At 42.4% G+C, this 25,139-nt stretch carries 20 protein-coding genes and 1 tRNA gene; 14 read left to right on the top strand and 7 right to left on the bottom strand.

All coding sequences use genetic code 11. The features are described from left to right. Positions 1-21: 21 nt before the first annotated feature. The 3 genes from H8S51_RS10920 (at position 22) to glgA (ending at position 3,949) form a co-directional block, all read left to right on the top strand. Positions 22-1,488, top strand: coding sequence for a GGDEF domain-containing protein (locus H8S51_RS10920; RefSeq protein WP_241070683.1), 1,467 nt, complete (start codon positions 22-24; stop codon positions 1,486-1,488). A gap of 115 nt (positions 1,489-1,603) precedes the next feature. Then, positions 1,604-2,398 carry a sporulation transcription factor Spo0A gene (spo0A, locus tag H8S51_RS10915; protein WP_015520632.1) on the top strand — a complete coding sequence of 265 codons (795 nt, stop codon included), beginning with the start codon at positions 1,604-1,606 and terminating at the stop codon, positions 2,396-2,398. A 93-nt stretch (positions 2,399-2,491) separates the two neighbouring features. After that, positions 2,492-3,949: a glycogen synthase GlgA gene (gene glgA / locus H8S51_RS10910; protein WP_117918976.1), complete on the top strand. Its 1,458-nt coding sequence runs from the start codon at positions 2,492-2,494 to the stop codon at positions 3,947-3,949. On the opposite strand, the gene H8S51_RS10905 is transcribed toward glgA, so the two are convergent. The 6 genes from H8S51_RS10905 to H8S51_RS10880 all read right to left on the bottom strand — a co-directional run bounded on the left by H8S51_RS10905 (position 3,939) and on the right by H8S51_RS10880 (position 9,501). Next, complete coding sequence (locus H8S51_RS10905; RefSeq protein WP_186898699.1) at positions 3,939-4,952, bottom strand: DUF5688 family protein; 1,014 nt, start codon at positions 4,950-4,952, stop codon at positions 3,939-3,941. The two genes, glgA and H8S51_RS10905, sit on opposite strands and share 11 nt — an antisense overlap. 151 nt (positions 4,953-5,103) lie before the next feature. Further along, the gene (locus tag H8S51_RS10900; RefSeq protein ID WP_186898700.1) at positions 5,104-6,159 is read right to left on the bottom strand and encodes an ABC transporter substrate-binding protein; all 1,056 of its coding nucleotides are present in this window, start codon (positions 6,157-6,159) and stop codon (positions 5,104-5,106) included. Positions 6,160-6,238: 79 nt separating this feature from the next. Continuing rightward, positions 6,239-7,006 carry an ABC transporter permease gene (locus tag H8S51_RS10895; RefSeq protein ID WP_186898701.1) on the bottom strand — a complete coding sequence of 256 codons (768 nt, stop codon included), beginning with the start codon at positions 7,004-7,006 and terminating at the stop codon, positions 6,239-6,241. Then, complete coding sequence (locus tag H8S51_RS10890) at positions 7,000-7,824, bottom strand: ABC transporter permease (RefSeq protein WP_186898702.1); 825 nt, start codon at positions 7,822-7,824, stop codon at positions 7,000-7,002. Before H8S51_RS10890 ends, H8S51_RS10895 begins: the two co-directional genes overlap by 7 nt. Beyond that, entirely contained in the window at positions 7,817-8,890 is a 1,074-nt protein-coding gene (locus H8S51_RS10885; protein WP_186898703.1) for an ABC transporter ATP-binding protein, read from the bottom strand. Before H8S51_RS10885 ends, H8S51_RS10890 begins: the two co-directional genes overlap by 8 nt. Before the next feature lie 71 nt (positions 8,891-8,961). After that, positions 8,962-9,501 carry a cupin domain-containing protein gene (locus H8S51_RS10880; RefSeq protein WP_186898704.1) on the bottom strand — a complete coding sequence of 180 codons (540 nt, stop codon included), beginning with the start codon at positions 9,499-9,501 and terminating at the stop codon, positions 8,962-8,964. Between the two features lie 221 nt (positions 9,502-9,722). Here H8S51_RS10880 and H8S51_RS10875 point away from each other — a divergent pair. Continuing rightward, a tRNA-Thr gene (locus H8S51_RS10875) sits at positions 9,723-9,795 on the top strand. A gap of 117 nt (positions 9,796-9,912) precedes the next feature. Continuing rightward, complete coding sequence (udk, locus tag H8S51_RS10870; RefSeq protein WP_186898705.1) at positions 9,913-10,542, top strand: uridine kinase; 630 nt, start codon at positions 9,913-9,915, stop codon at positions 10,540-10,542. On the opposite strand, the gene H8S51_RS10865 is transcribed toward udk, so the two are convergent. Beyond that, positions 10,528-11,730, bottom strand: a complete 1,203-nt coding sequence (locus H8S51_RS10865; protein ID WP_241070682.1) for a GDSL-type esterase/lipase family protein — start codon at positions 11,728-11,730, stop codon at positions 10,528-10,530. The two genes, udk and H8S51_RS10865, sit on opposite strands and share 15 nt — an antisense overlap. Before the next feature lie 190 nt (positions 11,731-11,920). Between H8S51_RS10865 and H8S51_RS10860 the strand changes: the two genes are divergently transcribed. The 9 genes from H8S51_RS10860 to H8S51_RS10820 all read left to right on the top strand — a co-directional run bounded on the left by H8S51_RS10860 (position 11,921) and on the right by H8S51_RS10820 (position 25,104). Further along, a complete protein-coding gene (locus H8S51_RS10860) occupies positions 11,921-12,307 on the top strand; it encodes a hypothetical protein (RefSeq protein WP_117918958.1) in 387 nt (128 codons plus the stop codon). A gap of 80 nt (positions 12,308-12,387) precedes the next feature. Continuing rightward, positions 12,388-13,560, top strand: coding sequence for a glycosyltransferase (locus H8S51_RS10855; protein ID WP_186898707.1), 1,173 nt, complete (start codon positions 12,388-12,390; stop codon positions 13,558-13,560). After that, complete coding sequence (locus H8S51_RS10850; RefSeq protein WP_186898708.1) at positions 13,542-14,207, top strand: epoxyqueuosine reductase QueH; 666 nt, start codon at positions 13,542-13,544, stop codon at positions 14,205-14,207. The genes H8S51_RS10855 and H8S51_RS10850 overlap by 19 nt, the downstream gene beginning before the upstream one ends. 104 nt (positions 14,208-14,311) lie before the next feature. Next, a complete protein-coding gene (gene argH, locus H8S51_RS10845; protein WP_186898709.1) occupies positions 14,312-15,697 on the top strand; it encodes an argininosuccinate lyase in 1,386 nt (461 codons plus the stop codon). Between the two features lie 181 nt (positions 15,698-15,878). After that, entirely contained in the window at positions 15,879-16,970 is a 1,092-nt protein-coding gene (asd, locus tag H8S51_RS10840) for an aspartate-semialdehyde dehydrogenase (protein WP_186898710.1), read from the top strand. 133 nt (positions 16,971-17,103) lie between these two features. Then, complete coding sequence (locus H8S51_RS10835) at positions 17,104-21,090, top strand: DNA topoisomerase III (RefSeq protein WP_186898711.1); 3,987 nt, start codon at positions 17,104-17,106, stop codon at positions 21,088-21,090. A 176-nt stretch (positions 21,091-21,266) separates the two neighbouring features. Next, positions 21,267-21,938: an LbetaH domain-containing protein gene (locus tag H8S51_RS10830; RefSeq protein ID WP_182384816.1), complete on the top strand. Its 672-nt coding sequence runs from the start codon at positions 21,267-21,269 to the stop codon at positions 21,936-21,938. 85 nt (positions 21,939-22,023) lie between these two features. Beyond that, complete coding sequence (locus H8S51_RS10825) at positions 22,024-23,520, top strand: methyl-accepting chemotaxis protein (RefSeq protein WP_186898712.1); 1,497 nt, start codon at positions 22,024-22,026, stop codon at positions 23,518-23,520. 21 nt (positions 23,521-23,541) lie between these two features. Further along, positions 23,542-25,104 (top strand): YARHG domain-containing protein, encoded by a 1,563-nt coding sequence (locus tag H8S51_RS10820; RefSeq protein WP_186898713.1) that lies wholly within the window; start codon positions 23,542-23,544, stop codon positions 25,102-25,104. Positions 25,105-25,139 lie beyond the last annotated feature (35 nt).

Here is a 25,139-nt window from a genome sequence, read left to right as displayed (position 1 = left end):
TTTGCATAAGTAGGTGAACACATGTATTCAGAGAGTGAAACAGAGAAATTAGCAGCAGAATATATGGAAAAAGGCCGGACTGCCTTCTTTTCAAAAGAATTAAATAAGGCAGCAGCGTTAACGCAGAATGCAATTGATATATATCAGACAGAAAAGAATTACGAACAGTACGCATATGCGCAGAACATGATGGGCGTTATCTATATTTCGCTTGGCAATGAATCAGCAGCAATGGATTGTTATCTGGAAGTACTGGAATGTTCGAAAAGACATGGCGTAACGTCAGTTCTGGCATTAGCCTATAATAACATAGGATCGAGATATCAGGAACTGCAGCAGCATGGGAAAGCGATTGATTATTTTGAAAAGTCTGCTGATGAACTTGAAAAAGTTACGGATACGGAGAATGAAAATTTTCAGATAAGATATCTGATTACACATATGAATCTGATGAAATCATATGGAGAGCTTGACAGGCTGGATGATGCATGTGAGGAGCTTGTTAAATTAGAAAAATGCAGCAAAGATGTTATGGATGGGATGTATTATTACTCGTATCTGACATTGAAATCAAGACTTTACTGGAGCATTGGAAGAAAAGAATATGTATATGAGCATCTGGACGAATTGATCAAAGGCGGCATTGATGATTCAAATGCAGCAGATTATATTGAAGACATGAGTGATTTGTGTGCATTGTTAAAGGATATGCGTGAGTTTGACAAGTGGAAGAAAGTTATTCTGGTGTTTGAACAGTATGTTAAAAAGCAGCACAGCGTTTATTATGAAATGCTGCTTACAGAAATGTGGTTAGAGTACTATAAAGAACTCGGTGACACAGAGCAATATGTGAAGCTGTGTATTCATTACGTAGAAGTGTCACAGCAGCAGAAAAAAGCGGATAATGAGGAACGTGCACGCGCGATCGATTTAAAGATTGAACTTCAGGAAAAAGAAGAACAGCGTAGACATGCAGAGATACGTTCGAATCAGGATGCGCTGACCGGACTGGGCAACCGGTACATGTTAGAGAAAGATGCTGTGGATGTGATCGGTCAGGCAATAAAGACAGGCAAAAAGATTGCGGTAGGCATACTTGACATTGATTGTTTTAAACAGCACAATGATACATATGGACATATTCAGGGGGATCGTTGTCTGCAGCTGGTTGCAGATGTATTGAAAGCAGCCGTGGCAGGATGCGGGAAGGCATACAGATATGGCGGAGATGAGTTTGTCTTAATGATCCAGAATGGCGAGGAAGATGTAATTACAGGAATTGCCCGGACGATCAAAGAAAATTTACAACAGTTACATATAGAAGATAAGGGTTCAGGCAGACAGGTGACGGTCACGATTTCCCAGGGATATGCCAGCTTTTTGCCGGACAAACAGGAGAACAGGAACAGCCTGATCGAACATGCAGATAAAGCATTGTATGAAGTAAAAGAAAATGGAAGAGATGGATTCCGTATTATTGTAGAATAATCCATATTTTATGTGTTTTTTGCGCTTGACGACTACATTCGACAAATAATCTGACCGGAAATAAGTATCATCAAATTGCAAATAATTTATGATTTTTGTCACAGGAGGGCTTGAAATGGAAAAATTAAGTGTAGCAATTGCTGATGATAATGAGATAATGTTACAGTTATTAGGAGATATTATCGAAAGTGATGACGAATTGAATGTGGTGGGGACAGCAAAAGACGGTGAGGAAGCTTATCGTGTGATAAAAACAAAAGAACCTGATATCGTACTTCTCGATATTGTGATGCCAAAGTTGGATGGACTTGGAGTACTTAGCCGTGTGAACAAGGATAAAACAATAAAAAAACACCCTGCATTTATCATGATCAGTGCGATCGGACAGGATCGTATCACGGAAGATGCGATCAATATGGGGGCATCTTATTACATTATGAAGCCATTTGACAATGATATGATCATTGACCGGATCAAACGGATCAAAAACCGCAGTGTACCGGGAATGGAAAAACGCAAGATAAACGCATATGAGAAAGCAGAACCGGTCAGTGAACGCAGTCTTGAAGCAGACGTAACGGAGATCATCCATGAGATCGGTGTTCCGGCACATATCAAAGGATATCAGTATTTAAGGGATGCTATCGTTATGTCCGTAAATGATATGGAGATGCTGAATTCTATCACAAAGATCCTTTATCCGACCATTGCAAAGAAGTATCAGACGACGTCAAGCAGAGTGGAGAGAGCAATCCGCCATGCGATTGAAGTTGCATGGAGCAGGGGGAAAATGGATACAATTGATGAGATGTTTGGCTATACGATCCACAATGGAAAGGGAAAACCGACCAATTCAGAGTTTATTGCACTGATCACGGATCGTATCAGACTGGAACATAAAATGTATTAATACTTTTCAGAAAAGCGAAAAAGAGTTATAATATTCTTTAGATTTTCAAAAGTTTATAGAAAAATAAATTTTTGGGGCTGGAGGGTTTATGACATGAAAAAAATATTATTTACGGCTTCAGAAGCTGTGCCTTTTATGAAAACCGGTGGACTTGCAGATGTAACAGGCTCATTGCCGAAATATTTTGATAAGACGAATTATGATGTAAGGGTTATTCTTCCAAAATATGTCTGCATGGATGAACGGTGGAAAGGACAGCTTCATTTTTTATGCCATTTTTATGTGAATTTAAGCTGGAGAAAACAATATGTCGGCATTTTTGAAACAACGTACGATGGAATTACCTATTATCTGGTAGACAATGAATTTTATTTTGCCGGAAATGCACCATATAACAATATTTATGAGGATGTAGAAAAGTTTGCATTTTTCTCAAAGGCAGTGTTGGAGGCATTGCCGTATCTGGATTTCTGTCCGGATGTCATCCATTGTCATGACTGGCAGACAGGACTGATCCCGGTATTTTTGCGGACTTTATATGGGGATGAGGAATACTATACAGGTATAAAGACGGTATTTTCGATTCATAATCTGAAGTTTCAGGGAAGATGGAAACTGCCTGCTGTTATGGATATTACCGGATTGCCGGAGCAGATTTTTACATCGGATAAGTTAGAGTCTTACGGTGAGGCAAATTACTTAAAAGGCGGTGTGGTCTATGCAGATGCGGTCACTACCGTCAGTCCGACCTATGCCTATGAGATCACTACACCGGAGGGAGGCGAAGGATTAGAAGGGCTTATGTATGCGTGCAGAAACAAACTTTCCGGCATATTGAATGGTCTTGACTATACTGAGTATGATCCACAGAAAGATATCTATCTGTCCAATCATTATAATGAAATGAATTATAAAGAAGGAAAAGCGCTCAACAAGGCGCGTCTGCAGAAAAATGACTCCTTACCTGTGGATGGAGATGTATTTCTGATCGGCATGGTATCGCGTATGACAGATCAGAAAGGCTTTGATCTGATCGCATATATCATGGATGAGCTGCTCAGTACGGAGCGTGTTCAGTTTGTTGTGGCGGGGACCGGGGAGGCACGCTATCAGGATATGCTGTCTTATTTCGCAGGAAAATATCCGGATAAGATGAAAGTACATATCGGATATTCAGAAGAACTCGCACATCAGATTTATGCCTCCTGTGATGCATTTTTGATGCCGTCCTTGTTTGAACCGTGTGGTTTAAGCCAGTTAATGAGTCTTCGTTATGGTACTGTTCCTATCGTACGTGAAACGGGAGGACTTAAGGATACCGTCATTCCGTACAATGAATATACAAAAGAGGGAACAGGATTTTCTTTTGCAAATTATAATGCGCACGAGATGTTAGAAACGATCCGCTATGCGATATCTGTATTTTATCAGCATAAAAATGACTGGGATATACTGGTAAAACATGGCATGAGTCAGGATTTCTCCTGGAATGCATCGGTTGTAGAGTATGAAAAACTATATGATGGTCTGATGACGAAATTTACATGGTAATACGGCTGCTTTCTCTTGAATAATAATATACATGGTCAGAGAGAATATCTTCCACAGATAGCTGGGTGGAATTGACCTCACATACCATTTCCGAAAGCTCCCGGTAGGATTCCTGTGTGGTATCCCTGGTTTTATTCCCGGATGAAAGCAGAGGATCAGATGGTAAGGAAAAAGAACTGACAGGAATGATAAGAACTTCGTGGATACTGCTTGGAAGGATGTAGAGATCACTTCTTAAGCGGTCTGCGAAGTTTTTTAACAGATCCTGATACAGAATGCAGGCAGAGCCGTTTAATTTTGTATGGTTGGAAAGCACATACATGGGAAAAGGCGCCGGCGGAGCGAGGAGAGCAGCACTGTCGTCACCGGAAAGAAGTTCTTTTAGTACGTCACTCATATTTCGAAGTTCATAATGCAAAAGAGCCGGTGTATTTTTACATGCGAGTGCATAAAGATCATCTTTTGTGATATCCCAGAAAGAAAGATGATGGTTGTGGATCAGAATCGTGGCAGAGCTCCCTGCGTGTGTGAAAGAGTCAGTGGCAGGGTTATTTTCTTCCGAAAAAGACTCGATGATATCGTCGGGATAAATACTGATCAGACAGCTGAACACAATCGCTAAATCGAGAAAGCGGAAATGGGGAACGTCAGATAACAGTGCTTTGTTGCGCTCGTAATTGATCAGCTTAAAGATAATGCGGGACTGTACTTTCTCATAGCATGTGAAAAAGGAAATGTCAACACTGTGGGAAGGCTTGTTCTGCTGATAGATCGTTTGAATTTCGGCGCAGATATCAGGAAAAGATCGGCCTTTTTCATATTCGCGGAAGTAGTCATTCAGATAAATGGTTGGTGAAATATTACAGCCCGGAGTTAAAACGGTCAGACCGTCTAAGTGGGTATTGTTATTTTTTAAAATATCCTGCAGGATAATGGAAACATCAGAACCGAATGCGTCCTGTAAAGATTGTCTGATCTGCTGTTTAAATGTCTGATATGTCATAATGACCTCCTGTAAATACAGATATGTCTGAGTTATATGAGATATACCTGTGGTGCAGGAGAAGATATTACTGCCTATAAATGGGGAAAGTCCACGCAAAAAACTGCGTGGACTTACTATATCATATACATACTACAAATGCAAGAAAAAATTATTCGGATTTTAATTTTTTCCAGAGATAACTGTAAAGAGAGATTGTAGATTCGTCAAACTGTTTGTACACAGTACAGTTATCTAAAGTTTCCTGTGGTGGAAAAATCGTGGTATCACTTAAGGTTTCATCATCTAGCGCATCAATCACGGCGAGATTGGGTGTGGCATAGCAGACATAATCAAAATTAGTCATAGCTACATCCTCGCGGCACAGAAAATCAAGAAATTTTTCGGCATTTTCCTGATTCTTGCAGCTCTTTGGCATAAACCAGGAATCAATCCATAGGTTCGAACCCTCTTTTGGAACTGTATAGGAGAGATCATCGTTTAATTCCATCGCAGTGGCAGCTTCCCCGGAATAAACCAGCGCCATTGCTGCATTGCCGGCGGCCATCTCATCAGCGGTCTCATCTACGTAGTAGGCGTAGACAAGCGGTTTTTGCCTGATCAAAAGATCTACTGCGTTATTTAGTTCCGTTTCATTTTCTGTGTTGATGTCATAATTTAACAGGCGAAGAGCCGGTACAAACGAATCGCGGACAGAATTCTGCATGATAATGGAATCTTTGTACTTTTCATCCCACAGAATGTTCCAGGACGATACTTCGTCATCTGTGACCATTGTGGTATTGTAGAGGATACCAAGTGTTCCATAAAAATATGGCATGGAATAGGATGCATCCGGGTCAAAAATCCTTGCAGCATCAATGATCGACGGATCTATATTCTGGTAATAAGAAAAGTGATCAAAGTCGATTTTGTTTGCCTCTCCTTCGGAGATCAGACGTTCTACCATGTAGTCGGAAGTGCAGATTAAGTCATAACCGATGGAACCGGCTTTATATTTGGTATACATTTCTTCCGGACTTTCGTATTCCTCTAATTTGACGTGAATGCCTGTTTCCTGTTCGAACAATTTTAAAACAGAACTGTCCATATATTTTCCATAATTTAAAACAACCAGCGAATTGTCATCAGCGGTGTCTTTATTTCCGCATCCTGCCATAAAAAGGGTGCTCAAAAATAATAACGGAAAAATCATATATTTTTTCATGAAAGCCTCGCGTTCTGCCGGATAATACGGCGTATCAGTAATAAAATATATTTGCAGAGATTGCCACACCAAAAAGATATCAGTTTGTCTTATCAGATCTGCGGTTCATAATAAAAAGCAGCAAAAATGCAGCAAAAAACAACAGTGTGGAAAGTGCATAAAGTTCCGGACGTACACCTTTCCGAAGTTCTGTATAGAGCATAGTAGAAAGCGTATTTACACCGGCTCCTTTCGTGAAAAAGGTGATGGAAAAATCATCCAGCGACATGGTAACTGCCATTAAAAATCCAGAAAATACACCGGATTTGATGTCAGGCCAGGTTACTTTATAAAAGGCATAAAGCGGGGAGGCACCAAGATCTAAGGCAGCTTCATATGTGTTTCTGTTTATCTGCTTTAATTTTGGAAGTACATTCAAAATTACATATGGAATATCAAATGTAATATGTGCGATGAGTACTGTCACAAATCCAAGATTTAAAAATTTTACAAAAAGCAGCATGAGGGATATTCCGGTCACAATGTCTGCGTTTAACAGCGGGATATTGGTTGCACCGAGCATCAGGGTTGTGCCACGTTTTTTCATGGCACTGATCCCGATGGCAGCAAGTGTGCCGATCAGGGTTGAGAGTACTGCGGCAGCGAATGTGATCTGAAGTGTCATGGTCAGTGCATTCATGATCGTTTCGTCTGTAAAACAGGAAGCGTACCATTTTAAAGTGAATCCACCCCATACAACTCTTGATTTGGAATTATTGAAAGACAAAATGACCAAAACAAGAATCGGAAGATATAAAAATAAAAAGATGACCGCAAGATAAATGCGGGATGCAGCCTTCTTTACCATACAGCAGTTCCTCCCTGATCTTTATCGAAGATATTCATGACCGCCATACTTGCGATGACGAAAATCATAAGTACTACGGAAAGCCCGGAACCTAAGTTCCAGTTACTTCCCTGCATAAATTCCTGTTCAATGACATTTCCGATCAAGAGCACTTTACCGCCACCGAGCAGATCGGAGATCACGAAAGATGTGAGAGCCGGAACAAAGACCATTACGATCCCACTGATGACACCAGAGAGAGTCAGCGGAAAAATAATACGGAGCAGTACGATTTTTGAATCAGCTCCTAAGTCTTTTGCAGCTTCAATGACATCCAGTTTGATGCGCGCCATGGAGTTATAGATCGGCAGGATCATAAACGGCAGAAAATCGTATACCATACCGAAAACAACGGCAGTCGGTGTGTTTAACATTTTTACCGGACCGAAACCGAAGAAACCAAACAGGGCATTTACGATACCGTTGTTAGAAAGTAAAAGTCTCCAGGCAAGGATGCGCAGCATAAAGTTCATCCACATTGGAAGTACAAATAAAAATACAACGAAACTCTGATGCTTAAAATGAAAACTGTTTAGGATAATGGCGAGCGGATAGGCAAGCAGCAGGCAGACTATTGTACAGAAAAATCCGAGTTTCAGGGAAAGCAGGATGGATTTTACATGCACCGGATCTGCGATCGCTGCAATATTATCCCAGGTAAATGTACCGGAAGCGTTTGTAAAAGCATAATATAAGATAATAACGATCGGCAGCAGGATAAATCCGATCATCCATACAAGATAAGGTCCTGCTAAAAGCTGTCTGCCTAATTTACGCATCGATCTCTACAGCCTCCTCGTCCTCAGATTCCGGTTTGTTCATGATCTGGATATTAAACGGGATCACGTTGATGCCGACATGTGTGCCGACCGGATACATTTTCGTCGTGTGGACAAGCCATTCATAACCATTTGCCATGATACTGATCTCATAGTGTACACCTTTAAATATAATAGAGACAATGTCACCATCCATAAAACCGGCGCCAGGTTCCGTGATCTCAACATCTTCCGGACGGATCACGACATCAACCGGAGTATTGCATCCGAAACCTTCGTCAACACATGGAATCTTTACACCTAAAATTTCCACGACCTTATCTTTGATCATGGTTCCGTTTATAATGTTGCTGTCACCGATAAAATCAGCCACAAATGCATTGACAGGTTCGTTGTAGATCATTTCGGGGGTGCCGATCTGCTGGATGTAACCCTGATTCATAACGACAATCGTATCAGATATGGTAAGTGCTTCTTCCTGATCGTGGGTAACAAATACGAATGTAATGCCAAGCTCATTTTTCAGACGGATCAGTTCGTACTGCATGTCCTGACGGAGCTTTAGGTCGAGAGCACCGAGCGGTTCATCTAAAAGAAGAACTTTTGGCTCATTTACAATGGCACGCGCGATCGCGATACGCTGCTGCTGACCGCCGCTTAATGAGTCGATAGAGCGGTTTTCAAATCCTTCAAGATTTACCAGCTTCAAGGCGTAACGGATCTTATCATTGATATATTCTTTGCTTTTTTTCTTAATACGCAGTCCGAATGCAATATTTTCTGCAATCGACATATGCTGGAAAAGTGCGTATTTCTGGAAAACAGTATTTAAATTGCGCTCATTTGGAGGTAATGATGTGATATCTTTGCCGTCAAAAATGACACTGCCGGCATCCGGTGTCTCAAAACCGCCGATGATACGAAGGGTGGTTGTTTTTCCACAGCCGGATGGACCGAGAAGTGTGATAAATTCATTTTCACGGATATATAAATTTAAATCATCTAATACGACATGGTCGCCGTAAGATTTTGAAATACCTGTCAGATTAATTAGTTTTTTGCTCATTTGTGTTCAAAACGTTTCTTAATTGGTAGCAGAAGAAACATGATCCCTTTCTAAGTGGTTACATGATAAAATTAAAAACTCGGCGGCGTAGATACCCAGATTAAGATGGCATCGCGGTTTCCATTATTTTCCAGACGATGTTTTTTACCGGCCTGGAAATAAAAAGATTCGCCAGCGCGGACGGTATAAGCCCTTCCACCATATAGTACACGCACAGTTCCTTTTAATACATAGCCAAATTCTTCCCCTGTATGTGGCAGGTGTGTGTCGGAGGAGCCGCCGGGTTTTAAGGTAAGGCGTACCGGTTCCATACTGTTTTTCTGTGCATTTGGAATGATCCATTCGATCATTTTATTTCCATCTTCACTGATTTTTTCAAAATAGTCATCTTTTTCAAATACGATCTGTTCCGGTTCTTCGTCCGTAAAGAATTCGGCAGGTGTTGTGCCGAGACACTGTATGATATCGAGCAGTGTACCAATAGACGGAGAGTTCTGGTTACGTTCCAACTGGGAAATAAATCCCTTGGTCAGTTCGGAGCGGTCGGCGAGTTCCTGCTGTGTCAGGCCATACTGGATACGCAGTTCTTTCATACGCTTTCCGATATCCATAATAATCCTCATTTCTGCGATGTTTTATAGTAACTGTAAAAATATATGTTTTGTTTACAATAAGTAAACAAGATTATTTTATGCATTTCATAGGAAAAGTCAATAGAAAATAAAATATTGCAAAAATTTAGAAAAAAATATAAAAAAGGTATTGCATTTTTTATAATATATGTATATACTAGTCGAGTGTGGCGCAAGTCAAAAGACAGTCCACATTAATTGCCAATATGGCTCAGTTGGTAGAGCAACGCATTCGTAATGCGTAGGTCGTCGGTTCGAGTCCGACTATTGGCTTATAACTTCCGGAAGTCCGGACAGATAAGAGCAAGTGGTTTCTGAAAAGTTCCGCTTGCTTTTTTTGTAATAAGAAAATTCTTTTTTATATATCAGAATGTGAAAGGAAACGGTATTATGGCAGAGAAAAATACGATTTTAATTGGAATTGCAGGAGGAACAGGAAGCGGGAAAACGACGCTGGCAGATAAAGTGGTTGACAGCTTTGGACGTGATGAAGTCAGTATTCTGCGTCATGATAATTATTATAAACGCCATGATGAGATGAGTTATGAAGACCGCTCAAAGTTAAATTATGATCATCCGGATGCATTTGATACAGAACTGTTATGTGAACATATCAAAGAGCTGAAAAAGGGCAATGCCGTGCAGATGCCGGTCTATGATTATACGGTTCACAACCGTTCCGACAGGACGATCCTTGTGGAGCCGGCACCGGTGATCGTACTTGAGGGTATTTTGATCTTTGCCGAGCCGGCCTTGTGTGAACTGATGGATATCCGTGTATTTGTAGATACGGATGCGGATGTGCGTATTCTAAGAAGGATCGTAAGAGATGTAAAAGACCGTGGACGCTCCTTAGACAGTGTCATAAATCAGTATTTAACGACTGTAAAACCGATGCATGAACAGTTTGTGGAACCGAGTAAACGCCGTGCAGATATCATAATCCCGGAGGGTGGCGAAAATGCGGTTGCATTGGAGATGCTGATCCAGAGAGTAAGAAAGCATTTAGAGGAAGCGTAAAGATACAGCATCAGCCATTGCCTTGTAACCGGCACTGCTTGGGTGAAGATGGTCGCCACTGTCATAGCCTGCTTTGAATGCAGCAGGATTGGTGCTGTCACGTACGGCAAGGTCAAAATCAATGCAGCCTTCAAAGCCGTCCGCCTGGCGGATCCATTCATTGACTTTATTTTTCAGTTCTTCACGGAACGGGGCATAGGTACGCCAGCCTTCGATCGGAAGCAGTGTTCCGATATAGACAGACAATCCAAGAGAGTGTGCCTGGTCAGTGTACCATTTGAGACCGTCTATGAGTTCTTCTGCTGTTGGAAGATCGCTCATGGGACGGAACGGATTGATATCTGTTCCAACCGGGTGAATGATATCATTGATCCCCTGCTGGATAATGATAGTATCGGCACCGGCGGCCGGTATTTCATGCAAAAAGCGGTTGCTTCCTTTTAAACCGTAGGAATCATAGGTAATGCAGTCATACTGGCGCAGAATTCTGGTACCGCTTGCAGCGCGTCGGATGATGGAAGTGTGTTTTCTGCCCTCACGTCTTAAACGGAGCGTTAGTTCATCCGGCCATGCCTGTGCGGTAATGGAGTCACCATAGCAGATCACAGCATGGTTGTCGGATGATGTTAAAATATCAATATTGCTTAAAAAATAAAACCAGCTTGTCGTTTTGCTTGTATCAAGAGGAAGATCTTCTGTTAATGTCTGATCACCCAGTGAGAAAAATCCTTTCGAGAGAGGACCTGTGATCAGAACAGCGGACTGCATCAGCGTAAAGTCTGCAAAATAAAGATTGACACAAAGTGTCTGTCCTGCCTGAACCTGAAAGGAAACTTCATCGCTTACAATACGCTTGTGTGCATCAAGTGTCACAGAAGGATTGCCCCAAAAAGTAATCTGTGTTGTTGTCGATTTCTTCTGCGGGCAGGACAGATTAATTTTGGGGGCAGAATCGCTGTTGGTATTGAAGTCCGCGACGGAGACGGTTGCCTTTGTGATAGAGACAGGTTCGCTTCCACAGTAATTGTCAAAGGTAAATCTTAAAGATGTTCCGTCAAATGGCGCATAGACCGGATAGCGGAGTGTAATATCTTTTGCATAGCTTTCCGGCCGGTGTTCTGCGATTGAAACTGCATTTCCCCACATGGAACACCATGTATCAGGTTTGTTGATCGTTGTATGATTCATCGGGTTCTCCATTTCTGTCAGATAATTATTTTCGTTGTATCAGTATACATCCTTTTTGAAAGAGGGTAAAGTGAAAACTACTTGTTCTTTTTTATATAAATTGATATAATGCAGAAAGATGACGTGTTTTCCGGTAAGCAGATCATTTGACCGGATGACATTATAGCAGAAAGAGGAGAGGTATTAAGGTATGAGTGAACCTGAAAATTATGTAAAAAAAGAGGAGCCGCGCGTATCCATAAAGCAGCGCAGAAAAAAGAGTATAGGGGGTATCCTTGGAACGTTATTTGCAGAGAATCAGAGTATGCTGATGCTGTTTGCAGTCATTGTTGCAGCACTTGCGGTTATTCTGGCAGGAATTATTGCTCTGCATATGCCGGTTGTTCCGGTTTGTCTGATCGTATTGTTAGAAGCAGGGATTGCCTGCTGCCTGCATGATGTACCGGTCTGGCTGCATGCGATTGCTGTGATCGCTCAGATCGTAGCAGGGGTTTTCGCCGGAGCAACTGTTTTTATGGTGCTTTGCGTGGTAGAATATTTAGTTGGAATTTTGTGCCTGCGTTATGTAAGAGAGTAAGGAATGAGAATGAAAACGGACTTTTGCTTTGGGGAGACTTTTAGCAGGAGTCCGTTTGTATTTTACGGGAGGAAAAACGGATGAAAGCACAGGAAAAGATTTTAGTATTCTGTTCCAGGGAAATCTGTTATTTGTCGGGAAACTTTTTTGCCCATCAGCTTGCAGGTGCGTTTGAAGAAGCAGGCTATGAGACGACAGTATGTGAGTTTACATCCAAAGATGATCTTGATAAGGTACTTTCTCCATTTTTTGGAAAAAAATATCGTGCAGTTTTTGACTTTAACTCTCTGCTTCCAAGACTTGCGATGGATGACGGAACACCGGTGACAGACCTGATCGATGGTCCATTTTACGATTATATTTTGGATCATCCATTATTTCATTATAACTGTCTGATGACACAGGCAAAAAATTTTCATGTGATCGTGCTGGATGAAGGACAGGCTGATTATGTCAGAAAATATCATCCAAATGTAAAGAGCGTGCATATGCTCCCGCTTGGAGCGACGGTTGCATTATTTGACGGGGAAAAAAATCCTGCGGATCGGATCCTTTTTATAGGAACTTATGATGCACCGGATAAGGTATATGATATTGTGAAAGCAGCACCGGAGCCTTTTTGCGGATTGATGAAAAGGATCATAGAAATGAGGATCGGGACGCCGGAACTTCCGATGGAGGAAGCATTTCGGGCATGCCTGAAAGAAAATGACATGGAACTTGACAGTGCGCAGTTTGCTCTTTTTATGAATACAATGTATGCATCGGATGCCTACATCAGGGATTATTTCAGGAAAGCGGCACTTGATGAGCTTTTAAAAAGAAAGATACCGGTACGGTTAGTCGGTGAGGGATGGGAAAAATATCAGACTCCCTATGAGAAATATCTGACGATCGAAAAGCCGGTTACCTTTGATCTTTCTTTTGAGAAAATTGCGAGAAACCAGATCATGCTTGATGTTTCGCCGATTTTTAACCGGGGCATCCATGACAGGGCGATTGCCGGGATGGCAAACCGTACTGTGGTGCTGACAGATGAGAATCCGTACAGGCGTTCGCATTTTAAAAACAGGGAGGATCTGATGTTTTATTCGCTGTCAGAAATAGGTTCGCTGTCGGAAGCTGTCGGAGAACTGATGGAAAATGACAGACTTCGGGAAAAGATCCGGGACAATGCATATCAGACATTCTGTACCGGGCATACATGGAGGGCGCGGGCAGAAGAAATATTGTCATGGGAGGCAGAAAATTGAAACAGAATTATCAGAAAATGCTTGAGGAGACCATAGCGAAAAACCAGAGTGAGAACAAAGTGCCCACCCTGCTGTTACACAGTTGTTGTGCACCCTGCAGTTCTTACTGCTTAGAGTATCTGTCACAGTATTTTAAAATCACGGTTTTTTATTATAATCCGAATATTTATCCGGAAGAGGAATATTTTAAACGTGTAAAAGAGCAGCAGCGCTTTGTCGAGAGACTGCCGGCAAAATATCCAGTTTCTTTTGTAGAGGGAAATTATGATAAAGAACGTTTTTATCAGATGGCGCAGGGACTAGAGGACGTGAAAGAGGGCGGTGAGAGGTGTTTCCGCTGCTATGAACTGCGGCTCCGGGAATCGGCCGAGATTGCAAATAAACTTCATATGGATTATTTTACAACGACATTATCCATCAGTCCGCTTAAAAATGCAGAAAAATTAAATGAGATCGGGGATCGTTTATCTGAGGAATATGGGATTTCATACTTAAATTCTGATTTTAAAAAGAAAAACGGATACAAGCGTTCCGTGGAGCTTTCCGAAGAATATGGCATGTACCGCCAGTATTACTGCGGCTGTGTTTTTTCGAAAAAGGAAAGGGATGCACAGATCGCGGCGAAGGAAGCGGAGAGGCATGCATGACAGCATGTATAGCCGGTGCATAAAAATACAACAGGGACTTGCGGGGATGCAGCACTTCATGTAGAATGAAATGTAATTATGACAACGAAAGTGAGGATTTAGATATGGCACAGTTATGGGGAGGACGTTTCACAAAGGCAACAGACCAGCTTGTATATAATTTCAATGCGTCTATCACATTTGATCAGAAATTTTATAAACAGGATATCGAGGGCAGTATCGCACATGTAAAAATGCTTGGAAAACAGGGTATTTTAACAGAACAGGAAATGAACGATATCGTCACGACACTGCAGGAGATCAAAGAAGATGTGGAGAGCGGAAAATTAGAGATCACATCAGAATACGAAGATATTCACAGTTTTGTGGAGGCAAATTTAATCGACCGTCTCGGTGATACCGGTAAAAAGCTTCATACCGGACGCAGCCGTAATGACCAGGTGGCACTTGATATGCGTCTTTACACCAGAGACGAGGTGCTTGCAGTGGATGGACTGTTAAAAGAACTTCTGACCACGATCTTACATATTATGGAAGAAAATACAGAGACGATCATGCCGGGCTTTACCCATTTGCAGAAAGCACAGCCGATCACGCTGGCACATCATATGGGTGCTTATTTTGAAATGTTCAAGCGTGACCGTCTGCGTCTGCATGATATTTACGAGCGTATGAATTACTGCCCGCTCGGTTCCGGGGCGCTTGCCGGTACAACTTATCCGTTAGACCGCGAGTATACTGCGGAACTGCTTGGCTTTTATGGACCAACTTTAAACAGTATGGACGGCGTTTCAGACCGCGATTATCTGATCGAGTTTTTATCTGCGTGTGCAACGATCATGATGCATCTTTCCCGTTTTTCTGAGGAAGTGATCATCTGGAACTCCAACGAATATCAGTTTGTTGAAATCGATGATGCGTACAGTACCGGAAGCAGTATCATGCCACAGAAGAAAAACCCGGATATCGCAGAACTGGTTCGTGGTAAGACCGGACGTGTCTATGGTGCGCTGATGTCTTTGCTTACGACAATGAAAGGAATCCCGCTTGCATACAATAAAGATATGCAGGAAGATAAGGAGCTTTCTTTTGATGCGATGGACACAGTAAAGGGATGTGTTGCATTATTCAATGGAATGCTTGCAACCATGCGTTTTAATAAAGAAAGAATGCGTCAGTCTGCAAATCATGGATTTACAAACGCAACAGATGCAGCAGATTATCTGGTAAATCATGGCGTTCCATTCCGTGATGCACATGGAATCGTTGGTCGTATCGTACTTTACTGCCTTGATAAAAAGATTCCGATCGATGACATGAGTCTGGAAGAATTAAAAGCGATCAGTCCGGTATTCGAGGAGGACATCTATGATGCGATCTCCATGGAAACATGTGTCAATAAACGTCTGACGATTGGCGCACCTGGCAGGGAAGCAATGGAGAAAGTCATTGAAAAAGAGCGCGAATATCTGAGCAAAGAATGGATGTAACACTTTTGTACACTGACGTGTTGTTGTGACAAATGTACAAGTTTTTGCTAAAAATACAGGAAACTTTGACAAAATAAGCATTGCTTTTTTCGGGAAAATAGCATAATATATTTACTATGAAAGACACATGTTTGCGACAGACGGACAAACAGAGAATAAGGGACGAGGAGATTAGAGCAAAATGAGCGAAAAGTTAAAAGTTGGTATTCTTGGCGGAACAGGTATGGTAGGACAGAGATTTATCTCTCTTCTGGAAAATCACCCATGGTTTGAGGTGACAACCATTGCAGCAAGTCCTAGAAGCGCCGGAAAGACTTATGAGCAGGCAGTTGGTGACCGTTGGAAAATGGATACACCGATGCCGGAGGCAGTAAAAAATATCGTTGTCATGAATGTCAATGAAGTGGAGAAGGTAGCAGCAGAGGTTGATTTCGTATTTTCCGCAGTGGATATGACCAAAGAGGAGATCAAAAAGATCGAGGAAGATTACGCAAAAACAGAGACACCTGTTGTTTCCAATAACAGTGCACACCGCTGGACACCGGATGTTCCTATGGTAGTGCCGGAAATAAACCCGGAGCATATGGAAGTTATCAAATACCAGAAAGAGCGTCTTGGCACGAAGCGTGGTTTTGTTGCTGTAAAACCAAACTGCTCCATCCAGAGCTATGCACCGGTACTTACTGCATGGAAAGAGTTCGAGCCGTATGAAGTGGTTGCTACAACCTATCAGGCGATCTCCGGTGCCGGAAAGACATTTAAAGACTGGCCTGAGATGGTAGGAAACATCATTCCTTACATCGGTGGTGAGGAAGAAAAATCTGAGAAAGAGCCGCTTCGTATCTGGGGTTATGTTGATGACGAGAAAAAAGCGATCGTTCCGGCAGAATCACCGGTCATTACCTGTCAGTGTATCCGTGTTCCGGTATTAAACGGACATACAGCAGCAGTATTTGTTAAATTTAAGAAAAACCCGACAAAAGAGCAGCTGATCGAGGCTTTGAAGAACTTCAGCGGTGTTCCGCAGGAGTTAGGTCTTCCGAGCGCACCAAAGCAGTTTATCCAGTACTTAGAGGAAGACAACAGACCGCAGGTCTCCTTAGATGTTAATTACGAGAACGGAATGGGTATCTCAGTCGGCAGATTAAGAGAGGATACCGTATACGACTGGAAATTTGTCGGACTTTCCCATAACACAGTCCGTGGTGCAGCAGGCGGTGCAGTACTTTGCGCAGAGCTGCTGAAAGCACAGGGATATATTACAAAGAAATAAATAAAACATGGATGATAGAAACGTCATCGGAGGATTTCCGATGGCGTTTTATATTGCCTAAAAAATTTAAAAATGTTATAATTTCTCTTATGCGAAATAAAGGTTAAGTAATCAGAAACGGAGAAATACTTTAGTGGCAAAGTCTTTGATAATAACGGAGAAACCAAGTGTAGCGCAGGAGTTTGCAAGGATTCTTGGCGTGAGCGGACGAAATGACGGATACATTGAAAATGACAAATATGTCATTACATGGTGTGTCGGCCATTTGGTGGAGATGGTTTATCCGGAAGCATATGATGAAAAATACAAAAGATGGCGGTTGGAAGATTTACCGTTTCTGCCGGAAGAATATAAATACAATGTAATACCAGATGTCAGTAAACAGTATGATACGGTGCATCGGATGCTTTTCAGAGAGGACATAGAAACTGTCTACTGGGCAGGCGATGCCGGAAAAGAAGGACAGACGATTGAGGAAAATATCAGACGCTTTGGCGGGGTCAGACCGGGGATGAAAGAGCTCCGTGTCTGGATCGATTCACAGACGGAAGAGGAGATTCTGCGCGGAATTCGTGAGGCAAAGCCAATGGCAGAGTATGATAATCTGGCAAAATCCGGTATTATGCGCACAATTGAAGATTATGCAATGGGAATCAATTTCTCCAGGGCGATGTCGGTAAAGTACGGGAAGCTATTGAATGATGCTGCGGCGACTAAAAGTTATACGGCGATCGCGGTGGGACGAGTCATGACCTGTGTACTTGGAATGGTCGTGATCCGTGAGCGGGAGATCCGCAACTTTGCGGAGACGCCGTTTTACCGTGTGGTGGGAGGATTCCTGCCGGAAGGCGCGGAAACGGAGGAGACAGTAACCGCAGAGTGGAAGGCGGTAAATGGTTCTAAATATTTTGAATCGCCCCTTTTGTATAAGGAAAATGGTTTTAAAAAGCGCGAAAGCGCGGAAAATCTGATCGGTGAACTTGACGGAAAACAGGCGGTCGTAAAATCCTTAGAGCGCGGCACATCCAGAAAGAAAGCACCGTTATTATTTAACCTTGCAGAGTTACAGGCAGAGTGTTCGAAACGATATAAGATCAGCCCGGATGAGACGTTACAGGTGGCACAGGACTTATATGAGAAAAAACTGACGACTTATCCGAGAACGGATGCGAGAGTGCTCTCGACGGCAGTTGCAAAGGAGATCGGGAAGAACTTAAATCGTTTAAAAACCTATGAGCCGACGAAAACTTATACGGAGCGTATTTTAAAAGAGGGTACTTACCGGAACATTGCACGTACACAGTATACCGACGATTCAAAGATCACAGATCACTATGCGATCATTCCGACCGGACAGCTCACGGAACTTGGTTCGTTAAGCGATTTACAGAGAAGAGTGTATGACCTGATCGTGCGCCGCTTCTTAAGTATCTTTTATCCGGCGGCTGAGTATGAAACGACCAAACTGGTGGTACAGGTGGGGGCAGAACAGCTTTTTGCATCTGCAAAGGCGCTGAAAAATCCGGGATTTCTTGAAATCATGGGAAGACCGGGAAATGATGAAAATAAGGAAGAAGAAAGTGCGGGACTCTTAAAACTGGCAGGGCAGTTACAGACCGGTGATCCCCTGAAGGTGGACGGTTATGAGATCAAAGAGGGAAAGACCGCACCGCCGAAACGCTATACCTCCGGTTCGATGGTGCTTGCGATGGAAAATGCCGGACAGCTCATTGAGGAGGAAGAATTAAGGGAACAGATCAAAGGCTCCGGAATCGGAACTTCTGCGACGAGAGCTGAGATTATCCGCAAACTGGTGCGTATCGGGTATCTGAACCTGAACAAAAAGACGCAGGTGCTAAGCCCGGAAGCGATCGGAGAGATGGTGTTTGAGGTAGTGAGCATGACCGTGCCGGCACTCTTAAATCCGAAGATGACGGCTTCCTGGGAAAAAGGACTCGACGGCATCACGCGTGGAACGGTCATCATGGAAGATTACCGCAGTAAACTGGAGGATTTTATCCGCAAAGAAACGGTTTCCATGATCGAACATGACCTGACCGGCAATCTTGCGGCGAGGATCCATCCGTTTGTCGGAAAAGGCGGAAGAGGACTTGCCGCAAAGAAAAAAATAGAGGCGGTCTGTCCGGTCTGCGGCGGGGATATGGAAACGACACCATTCGGTTATGGATGCGGTAATTATAAAAAAGATGGAAGCGGATGCAAGTTTGCCATCGGAACCATAGCAGGAAGAGACTTAGAGGAAGACGAAGTGGTGGAGCTTCTGACCAAAGGGCACACAGAGGTATTGTCCGGCTTTATATCAAAGTCCAGAAAACGCTTTTCTGCTGCATTGGTACTTGAAAAAGATGAGAATGGAAAAGCATCAGTCAATTTTGACTTTTCCAAAAATGAACCTGAAATATTAGAAGGGGTGAAATGTCCGGTCTGCGGTTCTGATATGGAAATCACTTCTTTTGGTTACAGTTGTGTGAAACACCGTGAAGATCCGGAAAGCTGTTATTTCTCCATTGGAAAAATCGCGGGAAAATCCCTTAGTGTGGATGACCTGACTGATCTGCTGCAAAAAGGAGAGACGGAGGTCTTAAAAGGGTTTACCGCAAAAAATAAAAAGAAGTTTTCGGCGGCATTGCTTTTGAAAACAGGAGAGGATGGCAGAAAAACAGTCGAATTTGATTTTTCAAAGAATGAGGCAGAGATATTAGAAGATGTAGTCTGCCCGATGTGCGGCGGACAGATCCAGAAAACATCATTTGGTTATGGCTGTATGAATTACGACCAGCAAAATCCGCAGAGCTGCCGCTTTGCCATCGGTACACTTGCGGGACGTGACCTGACAGAGACTCAGGTGAAAGCACTTCTGACCGACGGCAGAACGGAGACAATCCGCGGTTTTAAGTCGAAGACCGGGAAAAAATTTGATGCCTGTGTGGCGTTAGAGACGGATGAAACCGGTCGGAAGTATTTAAAATTTGACTTTGACCATGTGGAGGCAAAGAAGATAAAAGATGTAGTCTGCCCGCTCTGCGGTGGTGATATCGTACAGACAGCGTTTGGCTACGGATGTGCGAATTATAAAAAAGATGACCCGGAAAGCTGCCGTTTTTCCATTGGAAAGATGGGAGAAAAAACGTTAAATGAGGCACAGGTGAAACAGCTTCTGACAGAAGGCCGGACAGCAACGATTCGCGGTTTTAAGTCAAAGACAGGAAAGAAGTTTGATGCAAGGATTGCTTTAAAAAAAGACGAATCCGGCAAGGTAATCGGACTAAAATACGATTTCTCGGATGTGGAAGCCCCCAAATTAAAAGATGTGAAATGCCCGGTCTGCGGCGGTGATATGGTGAAAACGCCGTTCGGCTATGGCTGCGCAAATTATAAAAAAGATGATCCGGAAAGCTGTCGTTTTTCGGTTGGACAGATCGCAGGAGTAAAATTAAAAGAAGCACAGGTCAAAGAACTTTTAACCAATGGAAAGACCGGTGTGATCGAAGGATTTATCGCAAAGACCGGAATGAAATTTGATGCGCCGTTAAAACTGACGAAAGAAGGTCAGATCACCTTTGATTTCCCGGAGAAACCAAAGCCGGTCGAGACGACGGTAAAGTGTCCGAAATGTGGGGAACTCTTAAAGAAAAGCCAGTGGTACTATGAGTGTGACTGTGGTTTCCGGTTAGGGCATACGGTCGCGAAAGTGCAGCTTTCGGAAGAAATCATGAAAGAACTGTTGGAAACCGGAAAGACAAAGGAAAAAGTGACCGGATTTACCTCAAAAGCAGGAAATGTATTTGATGCCTGCTTAAAATATGAGGACGAGCGGATCAGCTTTGATTTTGACAATCCGGGAAGCCAGTCTCTGCAAAAACAGGAGACAGAGGGGCAGTCAGAAGTGCAGACGGCTGTGCAGGAGAATGGGGCACAGCAGATGCAGCAGGCAGAACAGGGTGGCACAGAGACACAGCAGTCACAACGGACGGACTCTGAACCGGATGGTGCAGATGATTTCTATGCCGCTATGGCAAATGAGGCTGCGGCGTTCCAGGAGGAAGAAGAGCAGGAATGGATCGCAGGAAGCAATTTTTTAGATGAGTTTATGCCGTAAGCGATCTCCGGCAGACAGAAATTCTTGTCTGTCCGGAGATTTTTTTGCAGTGTTCGAATATTATTTTGACAGATCTGTGAAAACGTTTTACAATAGAACCAGTATGCAAACAGAAATGCAAGGATCACACTGGATTCATATCCATGTGACAGAGACATTCTGGGATGGAGGAAAAGATGGAAAACGCAAAAATCAGCAATTTATATGATTTAGATGAAACAATCGCAAAAGAATATTTAGAACAGTTTACATATCCATGGGAGGCTTTAAAAGGGATCAGTGAGTTCATAAAAAAACTTGGACCAACATTAGATCCGGAAAAGTTTGAAAAAAGAGGCGAGGATATCTGGGTTGCAAAGAGTGCAAAAGTGGCACCGACAGCATGTTTAAACGGTCCGCTGATCATTGATGAGGATGCAGAAATCCGTCACTGCGCATTTGTCCGCGGCAGTGCGATCGTAGGAAAGGGTTCTGTTGTCGGCAATTCCACAGAACTGAAAAATGATATTATTTTCAATTCCGTTCAGGTGCCGCATTACAATTATGTTGGTGATTCTATTCTGGGTTATAAGTCACACATGGGTGCAGGATCAATCACATCAAATGTGAAATCAGATAAGACACTGGTTGTGGTAAAAGATGGTGATGAAAAAATTGAAACCGGATTAAAGAAATTTGGTGCAATGCTTGGAGATTTTGTTGAAGTTGGATGCAATTCTGTATTAAATCCTGGAACGGTGATCGGCAGACATACAAATGTATATCCGCTTTCAAGTGTCAGGGGAGTGATCCCGGCAAACTCAATTTTTAAGAAACCGGGCGAGGTTGTACAGAAAAAAGAAGCATAATATTCTTAAACTTAAGATCCGGACAGGTCGGATAAGTTATGGCAGAAAATATTGATCATATTTTAAGTACAGGGAGATAAAATATATGGAAGAAGAAAAGAAATATATTTATAATGATAAAGCGGAACGGATCAAAAAGATGAACCGGTTCTATATAGGTGCAACCATATTTCTTGGAATATTGTTTTTACTGTATCTGTGGCTCCGCATGGCAAATCAGAATCTGGTAAATGCAGTAGTATATGGGAATACTGTATTAATAATAGGCGCATCAGTTTTGAACACGATTATTTATCATAAAGATCATGCAACAGCAAAATTAAAAGTGATTGCTACGCTTGAGATGGGATTAGAGTATCTGTTAGTCGGAGTACAGACAGATGCACATTTTATTACGTATGTACTGATCGTTATAGTTGCGTTACAGATTCCGTACTATGATGAAGGTGGATTAAAAAGAACCTGTGTGGGAGTGAGTATTCTCTACGTGATCGTTACGATTGTTCAGGGAATAAAGGGTATTACTGTATTGAACGTGGATACAATATGTTCTGTGGTCGGCGTGCTTGGCGTTTTATTTATGGTTTCAAGAATTGGAAAGATCACATTATTGTTTAACGCAGATGCACTTGGATCCATAGATGAGGAACACAAAAAGCAGAATGAAATTTTACAGGGAGTGCTTGAGATTTCCAAAACTGTTCAGGAAGAATCAGTTAAGAGCAGCAGCCTGATCGGAAAACTGGTCGAGACGACCAATTCTGTAACTGGCAGTATGCAGGAGATTACAACGGCTTCCGGAATGAATGCAAACAGCATCGAAGAACAGAATACCATGACTGCAACGATCCAGGATGCGATCGAGGAAACAAGTGAGCGATCAAAACAGATGGTGGATATCGCAATGAATTCAAATGACAGCATTCAGGAAAATATGCGTGTGATGGATGAGTTGAAAGATCAGGCAGAGCAGATCACAAATACAAATCATGATGTTACTGAGGCAATGACCAAACTTCAGGATAAGACAAAAGAAGTAGAAGAGATTGCAGGTATGATCTTAAATATTTCAAGCCAGACAAACCTGCTGGCGTTAAATGCATCTATTGAGAGTGCACGTGCCGGAGAAGCCGGAAGAGGTTTTGCGGTTGTAGCAGAGCAGATCAGACAGCTTGCGGAACAGACAAAAAATTCGACGGAAGAGATCACGAGAATTACAAACGAACTGAATGCAAATGCAAATGATGTGGTTGTATCAGTAGAAGGTTCTGTACAGGCAACGGAAGATCAGAAAGAAAAGATTCTTGCTGCGTCAGAAACATTTAATCTGCTTAATAAAAATATAGGTGAGCTGGTTGCCCATATTGAAGAGGTCAATAAAAAGGTAAGCGGACTTTCAGATTCCAACAATAAGATTGTGGTAAACTGCTCGCAGCTTTCGGCAGCGACTGAGGAAGTTACGGCGAGTGCAGAACAGGTACATACACTCAGTGAAGAAAACCTTGATGTTGCAAAACAGGTTCAGAATGCGGTAGAGAAAATTCACAGTACGGCAGATGATATAAAAAAGTTTTTGCACTGACAGAAAGGAGTGCATAATTATATGAAAAATAAAGTGTGGTTGTTTACAGCCGCACTTTTGCTTTTTACAGCAGGGTGTGGTGAGCCAGATATTGCACAAAATAAAATAAACAGCAATGAGCAGAAAACAGCAGGAATTTCAGATACAGATGAAACAGAATCCGAAATAGACAGCAGTGCGTCTGAAAAAATGGAAGCAGCCGAAGAAAAATATATCTGGAAAGAGATCACGCTGCAGTTTCCGGAGAGCTGGGAAGATAAGTATGTAATTTTAAAAGATGATACCGGTTTTTCTGTTTTTCAGAAAAAATCCTATGAGAAAGAAAGTGGGACGGGGTTTCTTTTTGGAATTACCAAAGACACGGAATGGTATCCGGATGCTGCCGGTGTAAGTATTTTAGGATATACCGATGATGGAGTGTTATATGAGGTTGTGAGGCCTACGGATGTGAGCTGCGATGTGGAAAATGAGGATACTTTAAATGAATATCAAGGGATGATGCAGCAGTCAGATACGGTAGTACAGAATGCGGTCATTGATACACAGAACCTGCACAAAGATGCTGACCAGTATATCATTCCGGTCAGTATGACACAGACAATTTCGACAGACAGTCTTATCAATATGTCGGACAATGATTTATGGTTAGCACGCAATGAAATCTATGCAAGACATGGACGGGGTTTTACCAATGAATATCTGCAGAGTTATTTTAATGCATGTTCCTGGTATGAAAAAACGGCGGAGACAGATGCATTTGACGAGTCTGTGTTAAGCCAGACAGAGAAAGATAATCTGAAAGTGATACAGGAAGCAGAAAAAACATATGCAGACGAACATCCATATCCGAAAGAGTATAAAACAGGACAGAAAGTTATGGAAGATATTGATGGAGACGGCAGGGAAGAAGAAATACGTTATGATGTGAAAGAGAGTGGCGATTATGCAGGGTATTCCTGTATCCTTACCGTGAATGGAACTTCATATGAACTGTGCGAATATGCGGCGATGGTGACACCGGAAACAGATTGCTTTTATGTCACTGATATTAATGCTTATGATGATTCGTTAGAGATTGCTGTCTTAGATGATGGGCCGAGTGGTGATTATGTGACATATTTTTACCGGTATGATGGAAACACACTCGAATTTGCCGGAGAAGTTACTGGTTTTCCTTTTAAAGAAAAAAATGGCGGTATCAACGGCTTTACCGGACAAAGCGGAATCTATGGAACAATTCGTACAGATATTCTTGAGACAGCATACTTAAATGGCTACTGGTGGTATGACAGTGATGCGGGGAAATTAGAGTATATGGATACCGGAATGCACAGGTATCAGTATTTCACACCGCACAGATTATATGTGGATCTCCCACTGTGGGAGGCTATGGATCAGACATCAGACCAGGTGACGGTTTCATCCGGTCAGGATGTATTCTTTATCAGTTCCGATGCAAAGGAATGGATCTATGTTCGTGCCAAAGACGGAACAAAAGGATATATTCATGTGGATGGGGAAAATATCAGCAACGCCGGCAGACTGGGGTCGGAAGTTTTTTCAGAATTGAATTATTTTGATTAGTGTATAAAAACAAATACACGGAATAAAGATAATTT

The organism is Roseburia rectibacter (assembly GCF_014287515.2).
GTDB lineage: Bacteria > Bacillota > Clostridia > Lachnospirales > Lachnospiraceae > Roseburia > Roseburia rectibacter.
Note: the sequence above shows the minus strand (reverse complement) of the source record. Positions and strands in the feature narration are given on the sequence as shown.

Excerpts from the sequence above, each read along its gene's own strand:
- H8S51_RS10895 (WP_186898701.1), bottom strand. The coding sequence starts at position 7,006 with ATGGTAAAGAAGGCTGCATCCCGCATTTATCTTGCGGTCATCTTTTTA.
- H8S51_RS10885 (WP_186898703.1), bottom strand. The coding sequence starts at position 8,890 with ATGAGCAAAAAACTAATTAATCTGACAGGTATTTCAAAATCTTACGGC.
- argH (WP_186898709.1), top strand. The coding sequence starts at position 14,312 with ATGGCACAGTTATGGGGAGGACGTTTCACAAAGGCAACAGACCAGCTT.
- udk (WP_186898705.1), top strand. The coding sequence starts at position 9,913 with ATGGCAGAGAAAAATACGATTTTAATTGGAATTGCAGGAGGAACAGGA.
- H8S51_RS10890 (WP_186898702.1), bottom strand. The coding sequence starts at position 7,824 with ATGCGTAAATTAGGCAGACAGCTTTTAGCAGGACCTTATCTTGTATGG.
- H8S51_RS10850 (WP_186898708.1), top strand. The coding sequence starts at position 13,542 with ATGGGAGGCAGAAAATTGAAACAGAATTATCAGAAAATGCTTGAGGAG.
- H8S51_RS10820 (WP_186898713.1), top strand. The coding sequence starts at position 23,542 with ATGAAAAATAAAGTGTGGTTGTTTACAGCCGCACTTTTGCTTTTTACA.
- H8S51_RS10880 (WP_186898704.1), bottom strand. The coding sequence starts at position 9,501 with ATGGATATCGGAAAGCGTATGAAAGAACTGCGTATCCAGTATGGCCTG.
- H8S51_RS10900 (WP_186898700.1), bottom strand. The coding sequence starts at position 6,159 with ATGAAAAAATATATGATTTTTCCGTTATTATTTTTGAGCACCCTTTTT.
- H8S51_RS10855 (WP_186898707.1), top strand. The coding sequence starts at position 12,388 with ATGAAAGCACAGGAAAAGATTTTAGTATTCTGTTCCAGGGAAATCTGT.
- H8S51_RS10860 (WP_117918958.1), top strand. The coding sequence starts at position 11,921 with ATGAGTGAACCTGAAAATTATGTAAAAAAAGAGGAGCCGCGCGTATCC.
- H8S51_RS10905 (WP_186898699.1), bottom strand. The coding sequence starts at position 4,952 with ATGACATATCAGACATTTAAACAGCAGATCAGACAATCTTTACAGGAC.
- asd (WP_186898710.1), top strand. The coding sequence starts at position 15,879 with ATGAGCGAAAAGTTAAAAGTTGGTATTCTTGGCGGAACAGGTATGGTA.
- H8S51_RS10825 (WP_186898712.1), top strand. The coding sequence starts at position 22,024 with ATGGAAGAAGAAAAGAAATATATTTATAATGATAAAGCGGAACGGATC.
- H8S51_RS10920 (WP_241070683.1), top strand. The coding sequence starts at position 22 with ATGTATTCAGAGAGTGAAACAGAGAAATTAGCAGCAGAATATATGGAA.
- H8S51_RS10830 (WP_182384816.1), top strand. The coding sequence starts at position 21,267 with ATGGAAAACGCAAAAATCAGCAATTTATATGATTTAGATGAAACAATC.
- spo0A (WP_015520632.1), top strand. The coding sequence starts at position 1,604 with ATGGAAAAATTAAGTGTAGCAATTGCTGATGATAATGAGATAATGTTA.
- H8S51_RS10865 (WP_241070682.1), bottom strand. The coding sequence starts at position 11,730 with ATGAATCATACAACGATCAACAAACCTGATACATGGTGTTCCATGTGG.
- glgA (WP_117918976.1), top strand. The coding sequence starts at position 2,492 with ATGAAAAAAATATTATTTACGGCTTCAGAAGCTGTGCCTTTTATGAAA.